This is a genomic window from Pseudomonas sp. GW823-FHT04A03 (genome assembly GCF_058796615.1).
In genome coordinates, this window is sequence record NZ_JBXAIV010000006.1 from 346966 (window position 1) to 367066 (window position 20101).

Annotated in this window: 11 protein-coding genes (1 of these 11 cut by a window edge); 5 read left to right on the top strand and 6 right to left on the bottom strand. The window is 61.9% G+C overall.

Annotated features, from left to right (window positions below; genetic code table 11):
• The 3 genes from AC1Q9F_RS18065 to AC1Q9F_RS18075 form a co-directional block, all read left to right on the top strand.
• Window positions 1-7488 carry the 3' portion of an amino acid adenylation domain-containing protein gene (locus AC1Q9F_RS18065; RefSeq protein WP_492620535.1) on the top strand. It extends 7161 nt beyond the left edge of the window, so 7488 of the gene's 14649 nt are visible here — the last part of the coding sequence; the start codon falls outside the window, past its left edge; its stop codon occupies window positions 7486-7488.
• A 66-nt stretch (window positions 7489-7554) separates the two neighbouring features.
• On the top strand, window positions 7555-8703 hold the full coding sequence (gene macA / locus AC1Q9F_RS18070; RefSeq protein WP_207985827.1) for a macrolide transporter subunit MacA: 1149 nt from the start codon (window positions 7555-7557) through the stop codon (window positions 8701-8703).
• A 2-nt stretch (window positions 8704-8705) separates the two neighbouring features.
• Window positions 8706-10661, top strand: a complete 1956-nt coding sequence (locus AC1Q9F_RS18075; protein WP_492620536.1) for a MacB family efflux pump subunit — start codon at window positions 8706-8708, stop codon at window positions 10659-10661.
• 67 nt (window positions 10662-10728) lie between these two features.
• Here AC1Q9F_RS18075 and AC1Q9F_RS18080 read toward each other — a convergent pair whose 3' ends face one another.
• From AC1Q9F_RS18080 to glcD, 4 genes are all read right to left on the bottom strand, one after another.
• Entirely contained in the window at window positions 10729-11499 is a 771-nt protein-coding gene (locus AC1Q9F_RS18080) for a helix-turn-helix transcriptional regulator (RefSeq protein ID WP_492620537.1), read from the bottom strand.
• Between the two features lie 968 nt (window positions 11500-12467).
• A complete protein-coding gene (gene glcF / locus AC1Q9F_RS18085) occupies window positions 12468-13700 on the bottom strand; it encodes a glycolate oxidase subunit GlcF (RefSeq protein ID WP_492620538.1) in 1233 nt (410 codons plus the stop codon).
• Between the two features lie 3 nt (window positions 13701-13703).
• Window positions 13704-14768, bottom strand: coding sequence for a glycolate oxidase subunit GlcE (glcE, locus tag AC1Q9F_RS18090; protein ID WP_492620539.1), 1065 nt, complete (start codon window positions 14766-14768; stop codon window positions 13704-13706).
• On the bottom strand, window positions 14768-16267 hold the full coding sequence (glcD, locus tag AC1Q9F_RS18095) for a glycolate oxidase subunit GlcD (RefSeq protein ID WP_492620540.1): 1500 nt from the start codon (window positions 16265-16267) through the stop codon (window positions 14768-14770). Before glcD ends, glcE begins: the two co-directional genes overlap by 1 nt.
• Before the next feature lie 148 nt (window positions 16268-16415).
• On the opposite strand from glcD, the gene AC1Q9F_RS18100 reads away from it, so the two are divergent.
• Complete coding sequence (locus tag AC1Q9F_RS18100; RefSeq protein WP_492620541.1) at window positions 16416-17057, top strand: LysE family translocator; 642 nt, start codon at window positions 16416-16418, stop codon at window positions 17055-17057.
• Between the two features lie 79 nt (window positions 17058-17136).
• Here the strand turns inward: AC1Q9F_RS18100 and yghU are convergent, their stop codons facing one another.
• Together yghU and AC1Q9F_RS18110 are read right to left on the bottom strand one after the other, a co-directional pair.
• Entirely contained in the window at window positions 17137-17976 is an 840-nt protein-coding gene (gene yghU / locus AC1Q9F_RS18105) for a glutathione-dependent disulfide-bond oxidoreductase (RefSeq protein ID WP_492620542.1), read from the bottom strand.
• A 55-nt stretch (window positions 17977-18031) separates the two neighbouring features.
• The gene (locus AC1Q9F_RS18110) at window positions 18032-18877 is read right to left on the bottom strand and encodes a helix-turn-helix transcriptional regulator (protein WP_492620543.1); all 846 of its coding nucleotides are present in this window, start codon (window positions 18875-18877) and stop codon (window positions 18032-18034) included.
• Between the two features lie 97 nt (window positions 18878-18974).
• Between AC1Q9F_RS18110 and AC1Q9F_RS18115 the strand changes: the two genes are divergently transcribed.
• Entirely contained in the window at window positions 18975-19931 is a 957-nt protein-coding gene (locus tag AC1Q9F_RS18115) for a threonine dehydratase (protein WP_492620544.1), read from the top strand.
• Window positions 19932-20101 lie beyond the last annotated feature (170 nt).

Below are 20101 nucleotides of genomic sequence, written 5' to 3' on the forward strand. Positions count from 1 at the left end.
CAGACCCTGGCCGGTGCGCCGGCACTGTTGATGTTGCCGACCGATCGTCCACGCCCGGCCCAGCAAGATTATGCAGGCAGCAGTGTCGACATCAGGCTGGATGAACGTTTGAGCGCAGGCCTCAAGGCGCTGTGCCAACGCCACGGCGTGACGCCGTACATGGCGGTGATGAGCGCGTGGGCGATGTTGCTCGGTCGCTTGTCCGGGCAGTCGGACGTGGTGATCGGCTCGCCGGTCGCCAACCGTAACCGGGCGGAAATCGAAGGGCTGATCGGGCTGTTCGTCAACACGCTGGCCGTGCGCATCGACACTTCGGGCGCGCTGAGCGTCGAGGCGCTGCTGGCGCGGGTCAAGGCGTGCACGCTGGAAGCGCAGGCCCATCAGGATCTGCCGTTCGAACAGGTAGTGGAAATCACCCGGCCGGTGCGCAGCCTGTCTCACAGCCCGTTGTTCCAGACGCTGCTGAGCTGGGACAGCGGCAGCGGTGCAACGCTGGCCCTCGGTGACCTGACGCTGGAAGGCGTGGCCGAGCCGAGCCACTTCGCCAAGTTCGATCTGTCGCTGACGCTGGGCGAGGCCCAAGGCGTGATTCGGGGTTCGCTGGAATACGCCACGGCGCTGTTCGATGAATCGACGGTTCAGCGTTATGCCGGTTACTTGCAGCAGTTGTTGCAGGCCATGGTCGGCAACGATCAGGCACTGCTGGAGCAGGTGGATGTGTTGGCGGAGGAGGAGCGTCGGCATTTGCTGCATGGCTTCAATGCCACTGACGTTGATTACGACCTTCAGCAAAGCATTCATGGTCTGTTCGAGGCGCAGGTCGCGCGGACGCCGCAGGCTGTGGCGGTGCTTTCCGGTGAACAGCGACTGAGTTATGCCGAGCTGAACGCTCGGGCCAACCGTTTGGCGCATCACTTGCGCGGTTTGGGTGTTGGCCCGGATGCGCGAGTGGCGATTTGCGTCGAGCGGGGGCTGGAAATGGTAGTCGGGCTGCTGGCCATTCTGAAGGCCGGCGGTGGTTATGTGCCGCTGGATCCGGCGTATCCGCTGGAGCGTCTGGCGTACATGCTGGAAGACAGCGCGCCGTCCGCGGTGCTGGTGCAGGGCTCGACTCGCGGGTTGTTGGGTGAGGTTTCGGTGCCGGTGGTCGATCTGGATCACCAAACCTGGCAATCGCTGTCGGCCGACAACTTGTCCGTCGATGGACTGACTCCGCAGCACACGGCTTACGTGATCTACACCTCCGGCTCTACCGGTCAACCGAAAGGCGTGATCAACGAGCATTCCGGGGTGGTCAACCGTTTGCTGTGGATGCAGGACGCTTATCGCCTGACGGCTGAAGATTCAGTGCTTCAGAAAACACCGTTCAGCTTCGACGTCTCGGTCTGGGAGTTCTTCTGGCCGCTGATGACCGGCGCGCGACTGGTCATGGCCCGTCCGGGCGGGCACAAGGATCCGCTGTACCTGAGCGAAGTGATCGAGCGTGAACGCATCACAACGCTGCACTTCGTGCCGTCGATGCTCGACGTGTTCCTCGCCCATGGCGAGACCGCGCGTTGCTACGGTTTGCGGCAGGTGATGTGCAGTGGTGAAGCGTTACCGGGCGGTCTGGTGCGGCGCTTCAAGCAGCAATTGCCTGGCACTGGATTGCATAACTTGTACGGCCCGACTGAAGCAGCAGTGGACGTTACGGCCTGGGATTGCGCCGGACCGTTGGAGCAAACGCCGGACAATACGCCAATTGGCAAACCGATCGCCAACACCCGAATGTACATCCTCGACGCCCAGCAACAACCGGTCCCGCAAGGCGTGGTCGGCGAGCTGTACATCGGTGGCGTGCAAGTGGCGCGCGGTTACCTGAATCGCCCAGAGCTGAGCGCCGAGCGTTTCCTCAACGATCCGTTCCAGCCCAACGGTCGCATGTACCGCACCGGCGACGTCGCCCGCTATCTGGCCGACGGCAACATCGAATACCTGGGCCGCAACGACGATCAGGTGAAGATCCGAGGCCTGCGTATCGAACTCGGTGAAATCCAGTCCCGCCTGACCGACATCGGTGGCGTGCAGGAAGCGGCGGTGCTGGCCCGCGAGGACGTGCCGGGAGACAAACGTCTGGTCGCTTACTACACCGGCACCCGGCTGGAAATCGATGTGCTGCGCAGTCATCTGCTGGAACACCTGCCGGATTACATGGTGCCCGCAGTGTTCGTGCATCTGGACGCACTGCCGCTGAGCCCCAACGGCAAGCTCGACCGCAAGGCCTTGCCTGCGCCGGATCAAAGTGCAGTCATCACCCGCGAATACGAAGCCCCGGTCGGCGAGGTGGAAATCCTCCTCGCCGGACTCTGGGCCGAACTGCTCAACGTGGAACGGGTAGGTCGCCACGACAACTTCTTCGAACTGGGCGGGCATTCGCTGATGGCCGTCAACCTGGTGGCGCGGATGCGCCATGTCGGTCTGGCCGCCGACGTGCGCGTGCTGTTCAATCAGCCGACGCTCGCCGCACTGGCCGCCGCAGTCGGCGATGAGACGGAGACCGAAGTCCCGGTCAACCGTATTGCGCCGGACTGCAAACACATCACCCCGGCCATGCTGCCGCTGGTTGCGCTGGATCAACCCGCCATCGACCGCATCGTCGCCAGCATCCCCGGCGGCGCGGTCAACGTGCAGGACATTTACCCGCTGGCGCCGTTGCAGGCCGGCATTCTGTTCCATCACCTGTCGGCGCCACAGGGCGATCCGTATGTGCTGCAGGCGCAGTTCGCCTTTGCCGATGAGTCACGTCTGCGAGTGTTCGCCGAAGCCTTGCAGGCCGTGATCGAACGCCATGACATCCTGCGTACGTCGCTGTTCTGGGACGGTCTGCAAGAGCCGGTGCAAGTGGTCTGGCGCCAGGCATCGCTGGTGTGCGAAACGGTCGAACTGGACGTTGGTGAAGTCGATGCGCTGAGCCAGTTACGCAGCCGCTTCGATGCCCGGCAATACCGCATGGCCGTTACTCAGGCGCCGCTGATGCGCGTGGTGCACGGCTGGGATGCGGTCAACCGGCGCGTGGTGGCGCTGTTGCTGTTCCATCACCTGGTCATGGATCACATTGCACTGGAAGTGCTGCGCCACGAGATGCAGGCAGTCCTGCTCGGCCAGGTGCGGCACCTGGCCGAACCGGTGCCGTATCGCACTTACGTCGCCCGCACGCGCTCGGGGTTGAGTGAGGAGCAGCATGAAACGTTCTTCCGCGACATGCTCGGCGATATCGACGAACCGACCCTGCCGTATGGCCAGGGCTCTGTCGCGGACAGCGGCAACGGGCATGCGCAGCGGTTGCTGGACACCGCGTTGAGTCAGCGAGTCAGGGTCAAGGCCAGACGTCTGGGCATCAGCGCCGCGAGCCTGATGCACCTGGCCTGGGCCAACGTGCTGGGGCAACTGTCGGGGCGTGAAAACGTGGTGTTCGGCACGGTGCTGCTCGGCCGCTTGCACGGCGGTGAAGGTGCCGAACGGGCGCTGGGGGTGTTCATCAACACCTTGCCGCTGCGCATCGATCTGGGCGGGCATTCGGTGAGGGAGGCCGTGCTGGCGACCCATCAGCGCTTGAATCGTTTGCTGCATCACGAACACGCGCCGCTGGCGCTGGTGCAGCGTTGCAGCGCCATGGCGCCGGGGGCGTCGCTGTTCAATGCGTTGTTCAATTACCGCCACAGTGGTGGCGGGGGCACGCCGTCCGCTGAGGTCCTGGCGGCATGGCAGGGCATGCAGTTGCTCGATGCCGAAGAGCGCAGCAACTACCGCCTGAGCCTGAGCGTCGATGACCTGGGCGAAGACTTCAGCCTGACCGCGTTGACCACGGCCGGGATCGACGCCGGGCGGATCTGTGACTACATGCACCTTGCGGTTGGCAGCCTGCTGCAGGCTTTGGAGCAGACGCCGCAATTGGGCGTCGATCAGTTGTCGATCCTGCCGCCGGATGAGCGTCGGGAGTTGCTGGTCGGGTTTAATGCCACCCAGCGCGAATACCCGTCGGGGTCGACGGTTCATGGTTTGTTCGAACAGCAAGTGAAACTGCGTCCGCAACTTCTGGCGGCGGTGCATGGCCGCGCGACGTTGACCTATGACGAACTGAATCAACGGGCCAACCAACTGGCCCATTATCTGATCGGGCAGGGCGTGCAACCGGGCGAGCATGTGGCGATTCTGTTGCCGCGTTCGCTGGATCTGTTGATCGCGCAACTGGCCATCGGCAAGTGCGCGGCGGCTTATGTTCCGCTGGATATCAACGCGCCGACAGAGCGGCAGGCGTTCGTGGTTGAGAATTGCGGGGCGAAAGCGCTGCTGACCTTGAGCACTGAGGCGGTTGATTACACCGAGCACCGGGTCGATCTGGATCTACTCGAACTGGGCGCGCAACCGGTCCACAACCCGGATTTGCCGCAGTCTTCCGAATCCCTGGCCTACATCATGTACACCTCCGGCTCCACCGGCACACCTAAGGGCGTGATGGTGCCGCATCGGGCCATCGGTCGGTTGGTGATCAACAACGGCTATGCCGATTTCAACCCGCAGGATCGCGTGGCATTCGCTTCCAACCCGGCGTTTGACGCCAGCACCATGGACGTCTTGGGGCCGCTGCTTAACGGTGGGCGAGTGGTGGTGATCGACCATGCGACCTTGCTTGATCCGCAGGCCTTCGGACGTGAACTGGCCAACACCGGCGTGACGATCCTGTTTGTCACTACCGCGCTGTTCAACCAGTACGTGCAGTTGATCCCCGAAGCCCTCAAGGGCCTGCGCATTGTGCTGTGCGGCGGTGAACGCGCCGATCCGGCCGCCTTCCGCCGCTTGCTGGCCGAGGCGCCGAACCTGCGCATCGTCCACTGCTACGGCCCGACTGAAACCACCACCTACGCCACAACCTTCGAAGTGCGCGAAGTGGCGGAAGATGCCGACAGCGTGCCAATCGGCGGCCCGATCTCCAACACCCAGGTCTATGTGCTCGACGCCCGTCAGCAACCGGTGCCGATGGGCGTAACCGGTGAGCTGTACATCGGCGGTCAGGGCGTAGCGTTGGGTTACCTCAATCGCCCGGACCTGACCGCCGAGAAATTCCTGCAAGACCCGTTCAGCGAGCAACCGGGCGCATTGCTGTACCGCACCGGCGACCTCGCACGCTGGCTCGCACCGGGCCAACTGGAATGCATCGGCCGTAACGACGATCAGGTGAAAATCCGCGGCTTCCGCATCGAACTGGGGGAAATCGAAAACCGTCTGCTGAACTGCGAAGGGGTCAGGGAAGCCATCGTGCTGGCCCGTCAAGACGGTCAGGAACCGCTGCGTCTGGTGGCGTATTTCACGGCCGAAGAGGGCGTCGACAGCGCCAGTTTGCGGGGGCAACTGCAAGCACGTCTGCCGGAATACATGGTGCCGTCAGCCTGGGTTCAACTCGACGCCTTGCCGCTGAACAACAACGGCAAAGTCGACCGCAAAGCCTTGCCGATCCCGGCGCAGGACGCACTGCTCAGCCGCGTCTACGAAGCCCCGGCGAATCCGCTGGAGGAAATCCTGGCGCAGCTGTGGGCCGAGGTGTTGCAGGTTGAACAGGTCGGTCGTCACGACAACTTCTTCGAACTGGGCGGGCACTCGCTGCTGGCGATTCGTCTGGTCAACCTGATGCAGCAGAACGGGCTGGAGGTGACGCTGGCCGAGCTGTTCCAGCACGCCAGCATCGAGTCGCTCGGCACCTTGCTCAGCCAGCGTACGGGCACCGAGCAGCAGGACGACGGGTTGGTCGTGGTGCGTGCCGGTGGCACCGGTGTGCCGTTGTTCCTGGTCCATGAATTCAGCGGACTGGACGCTTACTTCCCGGCGCTGGGTTTGCACATCGACGGCGATTTCCCGATCTACGGCCTGCCGGGCATTCCGTTCGGCAAGGCACCGCTGCGCACCATGGAATGCCTCGCCGCGCGCATGGTGGAAATCATCCGTTCGGTGCAGCCGCAAGGGCCTTATCGCCTGGCCGGCTGGTCGTTCGGCGGGGTGCTGGCCTATGAAGTGGCGATGCAGTTGCTGGGCATGGATGAGGCGGTGTCCTTCGTCGGCCTGATCGATAGCTTCGTGCCGCGCCTGACCGATCAGGGCAAGGCGCGCTGGAACGACGAGCACGCGCACAAGCGCCAGTTGCTGCAGCATTGCACGATGTACTGGGCCACGCGCGGCGAGGCGGGACAAACCGCGCTGGCGCATCTGGCGCTGTTGCAGACCGAGCTGGAACAGATCGACTTCCAGCCGCTGTTGAGCCGTTGCCGGGAAGAACAACTGCTGCACCCGGACATGGCCGCCGCCGCGCCTCAAGACCTCTGGCACTACCTCGACCGCGAGGTCGCCCACGGGCATGCGCTGGCGCACTACCGAATCAATCCGTTGGGCTTGCCGCTGCACCTGTTCCGGGCGCAGGAGCATCCGACGGAGTTGTCTCGTCGTCACCCGACTTTGGGCTGGTCGGACGAGATTCCGGCCACGCTGCTGCGCTGCATCGATGTGCCGGGCGATCACCAGAGCATGATGCAGGCGCCGCATGTGCAGGTGCTCGGTCAGGCGCTCAGCCAGGCATTGCAGGCTTCGACTGCCATCGAATCCCGAGCCTATCAGCCAATGCTGACGATCCAGACCGGTCACGCCGGGCATGCGCCGATTTTCTGTGTGCCGGGGGCTGGCGACAGTGTCACCGGGTTCATCCATCTGACCGAGGCGCTGGGGCCGGAGTGGCCGATTTACGGGCTGCAACCGCGAGGCCTCGACGGCGCGACGGTGCCGCACAGCCGGGTTGAAAGCGCCGCCACGTTCTACCTGCGGGCACTTGAGCAGTTGTATCCGCAAGGACCGGTGCATCTGATCGGGCATTCGTTCGGTGGTTGGGTGGCTTACGCCATGGCGGCGCAGTTGCAGGCGGCGGGGCGCGAGGTGGCGTCTCTGAGCCTGATCGACAGCGAATCACCGGGCGGCAACAGTGTCGTGGGCAAGCCTTACACCACGACAGCGGCGTTGTTGCGGCTGATCGAGTCGCTGCAGCTGTCCAGCGGCAAGTCTCTGGGGATCGATGCACTGGCCTTTGCCGAAGCTGACGACACCACGCAAATGCGCCTGCTGCATGACGGGATGGTGCACGCGGGGGTGCTGTCCGAACGCGCGTCATTCGACGCGATGCAGGGCCCGGTACGCACCTTCGCCACCGCGCTGCGCACGGTCTATCGACCGGCTCTGGCCTACACCGGGCCGGTGCGTCTGGCGCTGGTGGACGACCCGACGCTGGACGCATCAGGCAATCAGCGCGAACAGGCGGCGATGCTCGAAGGCTGGCAGCGCGAGGCCCGGGATCTGGCGGTGTGGTACGGCCCCGGCAACCACTTCACGATTCTCAAGGCGCCCAACGTCTTCAGTCTCGCGGCGTGGTGGCATGACGGGCTGACGGTGGCGGCGGGTCAAGTGTTGTCCTGATTGAAGTCTTTATCCTGGAACCCGGCCGCTGGCCGGGCTCAACCCTGAACGGAATTGTGGTCATTTATGGAACAGTCGAAGTTGCGCAAAGTCGGTCTGGGTATCGCGTTGACGCTGGTGGCCGGGTTGGTGTTCTACACGGTGCAGGCGCCCGCCGAGGCACCGCAATACCTGACCGCCACGGTCGAACGCGGTGACATTGAAAACGCAGTGCTGGCCACCGGTTTGCTGGAGGGCATCAAGCAGGTGGACGTCGGTGCCCAGGTTTCGGGGCAGTTGAAGTCGCTCAAGGTCAAGGTCGGCGACAAGGTCAAGAAGGGCCAGTGGCTGGCGGAAATCGACCCTCTGGTGCTGCAGAACACCCTGCGTCAGGCACAGGTCGATGAGGAGAATCTGCAAGCCCAGCGCCGGGCGACTCAGGCTCAGGTCAGGCAGACCAAGGCGATCTACGAGCGCTATCAGAATCTGCAGGAGGACGCCTCGATCTCGCGGCAGGATTTCGAAACCGCGCAATCGAACTACGAAGTGCAGCAGGCCAATCTGTTGTCGCTGGATGCGCAGATCAAGAGTGCGCATATCCAGATCGACACGGCCAAGGTCAACCTGGCCTACACGCGGATCGTCGCGCCCATCGATGGTGACGTGGTGGGCATCGTGACCCAGGAAGGCCAGACCGTGATCGCCAACCAGCTGGCGCCGATCCTGCTGAAACTGGCGGACCTGGACACCATGACCGTCAAGGCTCAGGTGTCGGAGGCCGATGTCATTCACATCGCGCCGGGACAGGAGGTGTACTTCACCATTCTCGGCGAGGACAAGCGTTATTACGGCAAGCTGCGCGGTACCGAGCCTGCGCCGCAGAACTTCCTGGAAACCCCGCCCGCCGGCACGCCGAAACAGAACACCGCGGTGTTCTATAACGCGCTGTTCGAGGTGCCCAATCCCGATCACCGCTTGCGCATTTCCATGACGGCCCAGGTGCGGGTGGTGCTCGACACCGCGAAATCGGTGCTGACGATTCCGGTGGCCGCGCTGGGCCCGCGCAACAACGATGGCAGTTTCCCGGTGCGGGTGCTGGACGCCAAGGGCCAGGCGCAGTCGCGCAATGTGCAGACCGGGATCAACAACAACGTCAAGGTGCAGGTCAACGACGGCCTGGCCGAAGGTGACCGGGTGGTGATCGGTGATCCGGTGACGAAAGTGGCAGGGGCATGAGCATGACCGAACCTCTGTTGCAACTGACCGGCATCAGCCGCAGTTTCACTGCGGGCGACCGTGAATTTCTGGCGCTGAAGAACATCAACCTGACGATCCATGCCGGGGAAATGGTGGCGATCATCGGCGCTTCGGGCTCCGGCAAATCGACCTTGATGAACATCCTCGGCTGCCTCGATTACGCCACGGCCGGCAGCTACAGGATCAACGGCCGGGAAACCCGTGATCTGGACAATCAGGCGCTGGCGGAACTGCGTCGTGACTATTTCGGCTTCATCTTCCAGCGCTATCACCTTTTGCCGCACCTGAGTGCGATGCACAACGTCGAGATGCCGGCGATCTACGCCGGCACGCCGGAGCCACAACGGCATGCGCGGGCCCGTGAGTTGTTGGCGCGCCTTGGGCTGGAAGGGCACCTGACCCATCGCCCGAGCCAGCTATCGGGCGGTCAGCAGCAGCGGGTGAGTATCGCCCGCGCGCTGATGAACGGCGGCGAAGTGATTCTCGCGGATGAGCCGACCGGCGCCCTCGACACCACCAGCGGCAAGGAGGTGATGCGGATTCTGCTGGAGCTGCACGCGGCCGGGCACACGGTGATTCTGGTGACCCACGACCCTAAGGTCGCGGCCAACGCCGAGCGCATCATCGAAGTCAGCGACGGCGAAATCCTCAGCGACCGCCGCAACGAGCGCGACACCACGGCACTGACCAATGAGGACGCGGTGCCCAAATCCACGGCAGCGCGGCGTCTGGTGGCCAGCCTCGGGTTGTTCAAGGAAGCGTTCAACATGGCCTGGGTCGCGCTGATCTCCCATCGGATGCGCACCTTGCTGACCATGCTCGGGATCGTCATCGGCATCACCTCGGTGGTGTCGATATCGGCCATCGGCGAAGGGGCCAAGCGCTATGTGCTCAAGGACATTCAGGCCATCGGCAGCAACACCATCGATATCTATTCCGGCACCAGTTTCGGCGACAGCCGTTCGGCGGCCATCGAAACCCTGGTGCCGGCGGATGTGACGGCGCTCAATCAGCTGTACTACGTCGACAGTGCCACGCCAGTGGTTGGGCGCAATCTGTTGCTGCGCTATCGCAACATCGACCTCGATGCCCAGGTCAACGGGGTCAGCGATCTGTACTTCCAAGTGCGCGGAATCAAGATGGAGTCGGGCATTGCGTTCAGCGAAAGCGATGCCCGGCGCCAGGCGCAGGTGGTGGTGATCGATCACAACACCCGCCATCGGTTGTTCGGCGAGGGCGTCGATCCGTTGGGGCAGGTGATCCTGATCGGCAACCTGCCGTGCACCGTGATCGGTGTGGCGGCGGAGAACAAGAACATCTTCTCGTCGAGCAAGTCGCTCAACGTCTGGGTGCCCTATGAAACCGCAGCGGGGCGGCTGTTGGGCCAGCGTTATCTGGACAGCATCAGTGTGCGGATCAAGGACGGCCAGCCGAGCAAGGTGGTGGAAGACAACGTCAACAAACTGATGCTGCAGCGTCACGGCACCAAGGATTTTTTTACCAACAACCTCGACAGCGTGATGCAGACCGTGCAGAAAACCAGCCGCTCGCTAGCGCTGTTGCTGTCGTTGATTGCAGTGATTTCGCTGGTGGTGGGCGGCATCGGGGTGATGAACATCATGCTGGTGTCGGTCACTGAGCGTACCCGCGAGATCGGCATTCGCATGGCGGTGGGGGCGCGGCAGTCGGACATTCGTCAGCAGTTTCTGGTGGAAGCGGTGATGGTCTGTCTGCTCGGCGGGGCCATCGGTATTTCGCTGAGTTACGCCATCGGCCATCTGTTCTCGTTGTTCATCAAGGAGTGGGAAATGGTGTTCTCGCTGACCTCGGTGCTCACGGCGGTGATCTGTTCGACGCTGATCGGCATCGTGTTCGGCTTCGTGCCGGCGCGCAATGCGTCGCGGCTCGACCCGATCGAGGCCTTGGCGCGGGACTGAGGGGGCGGACATGAAAAAAACCGCCATCCCTGGCAGGATGGCGGTTTTTTTACAGGCGTGCGAACGATCAGGCCGCGTTGGATGGGTCGCAGGCGGCCGGGCAATCTTCAGGTGAATACATCCAGCGCATCAGCGAATGGCGACCGCTGATCCCCAGTTTGATCGCGGCGCGCTTGAGGTAGCTCTCGACAGTGTTGACCTTAAGTTGCAACTGCTCGGCCAGTTCAGGCGCGGTGCGACCGGCGAGGAGGCCGACGCACACTTCCATTTCACGGTTGGACAGGCTCAGGCCAAGTTGCTGCACGCGCTCGCAGAAGCGCAATCGCAGGGTTTCCAGGCCTTGCAGCGATGCTTCGGTCGCTGCGGCTTGCGCCTCGGGATCCGCATTTGCCGGTTGCAGCGCGTGGATGTGCTTTTCCACCATCGGCAGCAATACCGGGGAGATGTCCTGTAACAGGCTGCGCTCCCGGGCGGAAAACCGCTTGGACGGGCCGCAGCGGTATACGGAAATCACATAACGGTAACCGTCCTTGCGCCGGGTCAGGTGCAACTGCGAAGCATCGGTGACCGTGGAGGGTTCGGGGGCGGGCACGTCGCTGCTGCCGGGATCGGTGCTCAGTTCGGAGTACACCGTCTCGGCCGTCAGTGCCGCCTCTTTGGGGCATTCAGGGTCGGTGCGCGGTTGCGCGCGTCCGACCGGCTCCACGCGCATCTGCCGGATATGTGTGGCATCCACGGCCAGTTGGGTGAGGATCAGGTCATGCAGCATCCGCGGAAAATGCCGGCTGCCGGTGCTGGCGATGACTTTGCCGATGTGAGGGAACAGATGTGAGTTCATGTGTTTCATCCATGAGTAGCAATGGGGGAATTGCGCTTTCCCGATTCTCCGGCTGATGTCCTTGGCCGGCGACCACAAATCGGGAAATTGGATCCTATCCTAGTACAACGTTTGAGCGACGGTTTAATGAAGGGGCTATTAGCTCATAACCAGGTTGAGTGGCGTGGCGCGAAGGGTGCTGCCCGTGTCGCGGTAATAAGTTTGTAGGTCTTCGAAGTGATTAATGAAATGTCCTACAGAGAATTTCAGAGAAGTCCTACTTATGACAGCTATTAACACGCATAAAAAAGCCCGTTTCAGCCGAAACTGAAACGGGCTTCTTCCCGCATCAACGACCGGTTATTTCAGGTCGTTGAAATGGTCTCGCAGGAACTCGTAAAAGCGGAACGCTTGAAACGATCTCCATACGAGGCTCAGCGTACGCAGCAACAGCTTCATACGTTTTGGCCTCCAGGTCGGGGGCCAAACCTCCAGCGCACTTACCGGATCATGTGTGCCTTGGGTCTACACGTCAGCGTGACCAGTGAGGCGGCCGGTTGATGTCCCCCCGAAACATCATTCCGGCACGGGTGCAAAAACCGTGTCGGAGGGCGTAAACCTGTAGGGTCGCCGACCAGACCTCGCTGCTTCGCTGCAATGTGAGCGCCCGCATACTAACCCAGAAAACAGCCTGTCCAAGACTGACTTTGTTGTTTCGGATGAAGTGAGGCTGCATACTTTGTTAATTGTTATTTCTGCCATTAGTTATGGTTGGTGCCGTGCCCCGAAGAATGTTTCTCGGGTTTTCATGGCTGGCATTTCAAGTAGGCAAAAGGTGTTGCAGGAACCGATAAAGATAAATACCATCCGTTTACGTCAGTGTGGCCAGTGAGACACACCGAGCCCCAGCCGTAAACTGAGGCTTGTCGAAAAAACCGCCCCGCAAAGGCGGTTTTTTTTCGCCCATCGTTTGGCCCTCGACGGCGATCCTACGCCCCGGTCATCGACGGCAACGCGGCATCCACCAGCTCGATCCAGTGCCGGACCGGCGTGCGCCCGGCACCGTCTAGGTGCGCCTGACAACCAATATTGGCGGTGACGATGATGTCCGGATGGCCGCTTTCCAGGGCGTTGAGTTTTTGCTCGCGCAACTGCCGGGCCAGTGTTGGCTGGGTCAGCGAGTAAATGCCCGCCGAGCCACAGCACAGATGTGCGTCCGGCACAGCCGTGAGGTTGAAGCCCAGTCGAGTCAGCACCGACTCCACCGCACCGCCCAGTTTTTGCGCGTGCTGCAAAGTACAGGGACAGTGAAAGGCCAGGCGCTGATCAGCGTGGATACCGAGGGAATCGAGCGGTTCGTCGCGCAGCACTTCCACCAGATCCCGGGCCAGCGTGCTGACACGTCTTGCCTTCTCGGCGTAGACCGGATCGGCACCGAGCAAATGCCCGTAATCCTTGATAAACGCACCGCAACCGCTGGCGGACTGCACGATCGCCTCGGCACCCCGCTCGATGGCCGGCCACCACGCATCAATATTGTGACGGGCGCGGTCAAGGCCGGTGGCCTGGGCGTCAAGGTGATAATCCACCGCGCCACAACAACCAGCCTCGCGGGCCGGGATCACGCTGATGCCCAGACGATCCAGCACCCGTGCCGCTGCTGCATTGGTATTGGGTGACAAACCCGGCTGCACGCAACCCTCCAGCATCAGCACTTGCCGTGCATGGCGGATGACGGGACGTGGTGCGGGCATCACCGCGTCGCGTGGCAGTTTGTCTTGCAGGGCATCGGGCAGTAGCGCCCGGAACATCTGACCGCCATTGACCAACCCTTTGAACAAACGTGGATTGGGCACGATGTTTCGCAACCCTTCACGCAAAAGTCTCTGCCCGAGCGGCCGCGGGACGGCGGCGTCGACCACCGCCCGACCGATGTCGAGCAGGTTGTGATAATCCACGCCGGAAGGGCAGGTGGTTTCACAGCTTCGGCAGGACAGGCAGCGATCCAGGTGTTGCTGGGTTTTCGCCGTGACTTCGTTGCCTTCGAGCACTTGCTTGATCAAATAGATACGTCCGCGCGGGCCGTCCAGTTCATCGCCGAGCAATTGATAAGTCGGGCAGGTCGCGTTGCAGAATCCGCAATGAACGCACGTGCGCAGGATGCTTTCGGCCTCTTCGGCGCGGGGCAGTTGTCGGGCTTGCGGGCTGAGGGTGGTCTGCATGGCTCAAAGCTCCGCGTACAGACGCCCGGGGTTGAAAATGCCCCGGGGATCGAGTTGTCGTTTGAGTTGGCGGTGATAGTGCAGCAGGGCGGGCGCCAGAGGATGGAACGGTTCGTCGATCAGACCGTGGCTATAACACGTCGCATGGCCACCGACTTCGCCGACCACTTTGCGAATGGTCGCCGCTTCGGCCGTGGATTTGAGCCAGCGTTGCGCACCACCCCAGTCAAGCCACTGCTCGCCGGGCAGGTTGAGCGGCGGCGTGTTCAGCGGCACGGACAGGCGCCAGAGCGGTTGGTCTTCATCGAAGAAGCCCAACCGTTGTTCGTTGAGGTCGGCCCAGAACGAACTGTCGATCAACTCGCCACCAAGGCGATCATGGGCGGCCGCCACTGAACCTTCACCACCCTCCAGACGCAAGCGCAATTGCCGGCCATCGTGACACGCGGCGCTGATCGGCAACGGCTGCTGGCCCCACTCGGCCAGACGCAGCAGGGCTTGTTCGCGGGTCATTTCCAGACAGATGCTCAGGCATGCGCGCGGTTTGGGCAGCACTTTGAGCGAAACTTCCGTGATGACCCCCAGCGAGCCATAGCTGCCGCTCATCAGGCGCGACAGGTCGTAGCCGGCGACGTTTTTCATGACTTCGCCGCCGAAGCGCAGGTGTTTGCCATGACCCGTGATGATCCGCGTGCCCAACACGAAATCGCGCACCGATCCCGACCATGGCCGACGCGGCCCGGACAGGCCCGTGGCGATCATGCCGCCGACCGTGGCGTCGTCGGCGAAGGCGGGTGGTTCGCACGCCAGCATCTGTTGCGAGGCGTCCAGCACGGCCAGCAGTTCTGCAAGCGGGGTACCGCAACGTGCGGTGATCACCAGTTCGGTCGGGTCGTAGCTGACGATGCCGCGATGGGCGCGGGTGTCGAGAATCTCGCCAGCGACGATGCGTCCGAGAAACGCCTTGCTGTTGGCCCCCTGGATGCGCAGCGGCGTGGCGCTTTCCAGTGCCCGGTTGACCTGTTCAAGCAACGCGGCGCTGTCATCGTAATCCTTCGTTTCACCCATCAGAACCGCTCCAGCTCGGGGAAGGGCAGTTGCCCGTGGTGCACGTGCAGGGCGCCGAATTCGGCGCAGCGATGCAGCGTCGGAATGTTTTTGCCGGGATTGAGCAGGCCGCCGGGGTCGAAGGCTGCTTTTACGGCGTGGAACAGGGTCAGCTCATCACGATTGAACTGCGCGCACATCTGGTTGATTTTTTCCCGGCCCACGCCGTGTTCACCGGTGATACTGCCGCCGACCTTCACGCACAATTCGAGGATCTTGCCGCCCAGCGCTTCGGCACGTTCCAGTTCACCGGGCTGATTGGCGTCGAACAGAATCAGTGGATGCATGTTGCCGTCGCCGGCGTGGAATACGTTGGCGACCCGCAAGCCATATTCGGCTGAAAGCTGCGCAATCGCGTGAAGTACGCCGGGCAACTCGCGGCGGGGGATGGTGCCGTCCATGCAGTAATAGTCCGGCGACAACCGGCCCACGGCGGGAAAGGCGTTCTTGCGTCCTGCCCAGAATCGCACACGCTCGGCTTCGTCCCGGGCCTGGCGCAGTTCGGTGGCGCCGGCGTGTTCGAGCACTTGGCGGACTCGCGCGCAATCATCGTGGACATCGGCTTCAACGCCATCGAGTTCACAAAGCAGAATGGCCTCGGCATCCACCGGATAACCGGCGTGGATGAAATCTTCGGCGGCGCGGATCGCCAGGTTGTCCATCATCTCCAGGCCGCCGGGAATGATGCCGGCCGCGATGATGTCAGCCACTGCGCGACCGGCCTTTTCCACGGAGTCGAACGCCGCCAGCAGTACTTTGGCGGTCTGGGGTTTGGGCAAGAGTTTGACCGTGACTTCGGTGATGATGCCGAGCAGGCCTTCGGAACCGGTGAACAGTGCAAGCAGATCGAAGCCGGGGGAATCCAGCGCGTTCGAACCCAATGTCAGGCGTTCGCCATCGACGGTTAAGATCTCGACCTTGAGCAGATTGTGCACGGTCAGACCGTACTTGAGGCAATGCACGCCGCCGGCGTTTTCTGCCACGTTGCCGCCGATGGAGCAGGCGATTTGCGAGGAAGGATCAGGCGCGTAATACAGCCCGAACGGCGCAGCGGCCTGGGAAATCGCCAGGTTGCGCACGCCAGGTTGAACCCGCGCGGTACGGGCTTCAGGGTCGATCTGCAGGATATTGTTGAAGCGCGCCATCACCAGCAGCACACCTTTTTCCAGCGGCAGGGCGCCGCCGGACAAACCGGTCCCGGCACCCCGGGCTACCACCGGCACCCGCCGTTCGTGGCAGATGCGCAATACGCCCTGAACTTCGTCGATGTGCCGTGGCAGTACCACCAGCAAGGGCGTGGTGCGATAAGCGGAGAGGCCATCGCATTCATACGGCTTGAGTTCTTCAAGTTGATGCAGGACTTCCAGATCCGGCCACTGGCGCTGCAGGGCTTGCAACAGTGCAGCTTTGTCGACGTCGGGCAAAACGCCGTCGACCTGTTCGTCGTAAAGAATGTTCATGATCGCTGGACGACCCTCCGTTGTCGTTATTCGAGGTCGGTGCCGTTTTCCATCATTGGGCTGCTTACACCGAGAAGTAAAGCCTAGTGGCCCGTTGTCTCGCGCGCTCTTGTAATATGCGAGCACTTCACCCCAACGAGCATGGAAAATGGATTCTCACTCGATTCTGGCCTTCACCCTGGTTGCCGCGATTGCCATCGCCAGCCCAGGGCCTGCGACCCTGATGGCGATCAACAACAGCCTGGCCCATGGTCAACGCAGCGCGATCTGGTCATCTCTCGGCAATGCCAGCGGTCTGTTCTGTTTGTCGGCGGCGGCGATGCTGGGCCTGGGGGCGTTGCTGGCCAGTTCCGAAATGCTGTTCAACGCGGTGAAAATCATCGGTGCCGGTTATCTGTTCTACCTCGGGATCCGGCAGTTGTTCAAAAAGGGGTCGATGCTCCCCGAGAGCGTTGAAGATGAGTCGAAAAAGGTCCGGCCTACTCGCAGCAAACTGTACAAGTCAGCGTTCCTGACGGCCGTGACCAATCCCAAGGCGACGATGTTCTTTACCGCACTGTTTCCACAATTCATCGATCAGGGCGCGACTTTGCTGCCGCAGTTTCTGATCCTCACCTCGATTTTCATGGCGTTATCGGTGACATCCCTGACGCTCTACGCCGCGCTCGCCTCCCGAGCCAAGGGCGTGCTGACCCGGCCTGCACTGTCCCGTTGGGTCAGTCGGGTTGTGGGGGCTACGTTCATTGGCTTCGGAGCGGCGATTCTTACGATGCGCCGGCAGACGGCCTGATTGGCGAGGATGGCGCCGGGAAGGATTTGATGAACACAACGCCCGAGTTATGCAGGCGTTGTGTGGTGTCAGGCGAGCCTCAATCCAGATCGCCTGCTTGATGCCGTTCCGGAACCTGGCTCGCTTCATCGCCCCACGTCCGGTTGACGCGCTGCCCACGAATCACCGCAGGCCGTTCGGCAATCTCTTGCGCCCAGCGCTGCACGTGGGTGTATTCGTGAGCGGAAAGGAACTCGGCGGCCGAGTAGACGTTGTTGCGCACCAGTTGCCCGTACCACGGCCAGACCGCGATGTCGGCGATGGTGTAGTCGTTGCCGGCAAGGTAGGGGCTTTCGCTCAGGCGGCGATCAAGCACATCCAGCTGCCGCTTGGTTTCCATGGTGAATCGGTCGATCGGGTATTCAAGCTTTTCCGGCGCATAGGCATAAAAATGTCCGAAACCGCCGCCCAGGTAGGGGGCCGAGCCCATCTGCCAGAACAGCCAGTTCAGGGTTTCGGTGCGTCCCGCCAGGTCGGTGGGCAAGAGTGCACCGAATTTCTCCGCCAGATAGAGCAGGATCGAGCCGGATTCGAAGACGCGAATGGCCGGTTCTACGCTGTGATCCAGCAACGCCGGAATTTTCGAGTTGGGGTTGATCTCGACAAAGCCGCTGGAGAACTGGTCGCCTTCGTTGATGCGGATCAGCCAGGCATCGTACTCGGCGCCGGTGTGTCCGAGCGCCAGCAACTCCTCAAGCAGGATGGTCACTTTCACGCCGTTGGGCGTGGCCAGTGAATACAGCTGCAACAGGTGCTTGCCGGTCGGCAGCGTCTTGTCGTGCGTCGGCCCGGCAATCGGGCGATTGATGCTGGCGAACTGGCCGCCGGACGGAGCGATGTGTTTCCAGACCTTGGGTGGTGCGTAGGGCGCCTTGCTCATTAAACGGACCTCATCGGTTGTTTGCCGGAATGACGGGGGCAAGTGGTCGCTTCTTCTATATAGAAGAATGTTGTTTGTCGGTAGCAGAGCTATGGCGCGAATCTGTGCGCAATTGCGCCGGACTCACGCCGAGGCGCTGTTTGAAGGCCGTGGTCATATGCGCCTGTGAGTTGAAGCCGCAGGCGAGGGCGATCTGCGAAAGACTGTCCGTTGTATCGCGCATTGACGCTCGGGCTTTGGCCAGTCGTCTGTCGATCAGGTAACTGTGGGGGCTCTTGCCGATTGCCTGCTTGAAGGCACGCATGAAGTAACCCTCGGACAAACCCAGCAGTTGGGCCATCGCCGGGACACCGAGGGGGCTATCGAGGCCTGCGTCGATGAATTCATCCAGCAGGCGCATTCTGCTGCCGGTGATCGAGCCTTGATGAGTGAAGGCTTCATGACCTTCCACCCGTTCCGCCAGACCAAGCGCCCAGCTTTCCCAGTCATCCCCCAGAGAGGCTTGCAGCAGTGCACTGCGCATTCGCGACGCGAGGTGAATGGCCTGAGGGTCGATGCGATTGTTGAACGCATGGTCACCGGCCAATGTCTTGCCGTCGGTACGTATCACCCGCAGATACTCGCCGCCCATGGGCGACTCGGACAGTACGTCACATCCAGCCGGAACAAACGCCAGGCCATTGGGCATCGCATCGAAGGGGCGTATCCGGTCAGTGCCAATGGCGTGCACGCCGCGCTGGCTGTCGAAGGCAAAGCCGATCGCTGACTGGGTCGCCACGTACCGCGCCGAGTAGGCTGCGCCCGGCAGCAGCTCGATTGCCCATGGGCCGGCTTCGATACGACGTATCGGTTCGGCGACGGTTATGAGGTGGCGACGGTTTCGATGGTTCATGAGCACCATAGTAGAGAAGAGGTCGGATAAAAGTCAGGTCAGTTTTTTGAAAGCCGACGTGACGCTTGCGTCCCTAGACTGAGCTAACGTCCAAGGAGCCACTTATATGCACGCATTCACTCGCGACGACATCGAAAACGCTGCCCGCCAGGTTTACCAGGTGATGCCGGCCACCGCTCAATACCGTTGGCCGTTGCTGGCCGAGCGGTTGGGCTGCACCGTTTGGGTCAAGCATGAAAATCACACGCCGACCGGTGCCTTCAAGGTGCGTGGCGGCATCACGTTTATGCACTGGCTGCGTCGTGAACATCCGGCTGTCCAAGGTATCGTCTCTGCGACACGTGGCAATCACGGTCAGAGTCTGGCGCTGGCAGCGCAGGCGGCGGGTCTGAAAGCATTGATCGTGGTACCGCAAGGCAATTCGCTTGAAAAGAACAATGCCATGCGCGGCTTTGGTGGTGAGGTTGTCGAGTACGGGCGTGACTTCGACGAGGCCCGTGAAGAAGCGGCACGGCTGGCGCAGGAGCATGGCCTGTTTCTGGTTCCGCCGTTTCACGTTGAGCTGGTCAAGGGCGTGGCGACCTATGCGCTGGAGCTATTTGGTGCGGCGCCGGATATGGATACGGTTTACGTGCCTATCGGCTGCGGATCGGGGATCTGCGGGGTGATTGCTGCCCGAGACGCGCTAGGGCTGAATACCGAAGTGGTGGGGGTTGTGTCGACGGAGGCTGCGGCTGCCAAGTTGTCGTTCGAAGCGAACATGATCTGCGAAACTGCTTCGGCGAATACCTTCGCGGATGGCCTGGCTGTGCGCAAGCCGATTGCGCAGGCGTTCGACATCTATAAGGAAGGGGCGGCGAGGATCATTTCGGTCAGCGAAGGCGAGATTGCCGAAGCCATGCGCGTGTATTACACCGATACCCATAACCTTGCGGAAGGCGCGGGTGCGTCAGCGCTGGCGGCGTTGATGCAGGAGCGTGGAAAGATGGAGGGGAAGAAGGTTGGGGTGATTCTGTCCGGGGGGAATATCGACCGGTCGGTGTATGCGAAGGTGATTGGCTGATGTGCTGGCGGTATCGGCATGTTAGTGACAGCGATACGTTCGCCTCTATATAGATGCTGCCTTTTCCCTCTCTTGATAGAAAACGCAAATTAGGGGTTGACGGCAGATTCTGAGTCTCTATAATTCGCCCCACTTCCGGCGCAGTCGAAACGGAAAACTCCTTGAGATTC

Excerpts from the sequence above, each read along its gene's own strand:
- AC1Q9F_RS18110 (WP_492620543.1), bottom strand. The coding sequence starts at position 18,877 with ATGGTGCTCATGAACCATCGAAACCGTCGCCACCTCATAACCGTCGCC.
- glcF (WP_492620538.1), bottom strand. The coding sequence starts at position 13,700 with ATGCAGACCACCCTCAGCCCGCAAGCCCGACAACTGCCCCGCGCCGAA.
- glcD (WP_492620540.1), bottom strand. The coding sequence starts at position 16,267 with ATGAACATTCTTTACGACGAACAGGTCGACGGCGTTTTGCCCGACGTC.
- AC1Q9F_RS18115 (WP_492620544.1), top strand. The coding sequence starts at position 18,975 with ATGCACGCATTCACTCGCGACGACATCGAAAACGCTGCCCGCCAGGTT.
- AC1Q9F_RS18080 (WP_492620537.1), bottom strand. The coding sequence starts at position 11,499 with ATGAACTCACATCTGTTCCCTCACATCGGCAAAGTCATCGCCAGCACC.
- glcE (WP_492620539.1), bottom strand. The coding sequence starts at position 14,768 with ATGGGTGAAACGAAGGATTACGATGACAGCGCCGCGTTGCTTGAACAG.
- macA (WP_207985827.1), top strand. The coding sequence starts at position 7,555 with ATGGAACAGTCGAAGTTGCGCAAAGTCGGTCTGGGTATCGCGTTGACG.
- yghU (WP_492620542.1), bottom strand. The coding sequence starts at position 17,976 with ATGAGCAAGGCGCCCTACGCACCACCCAAGGTCTGGAAACACATCGCT.
- AC1Q9F_RS18100 (WP_492620541.1), top strand. The coding sequence starts at position 16,416 with ATGGATTCTCACTCGATTCTGGCCTTCACCCTGGTTGCCGCGATTGCC.
- AC1Q9F_RS18075 (WP_492620536.1), top strand. The coding sequence starts at position 8,706 with ATGACCGAACCTCTGTTGCAACTGACCGGCATCAGCCGCAGTTTCACT.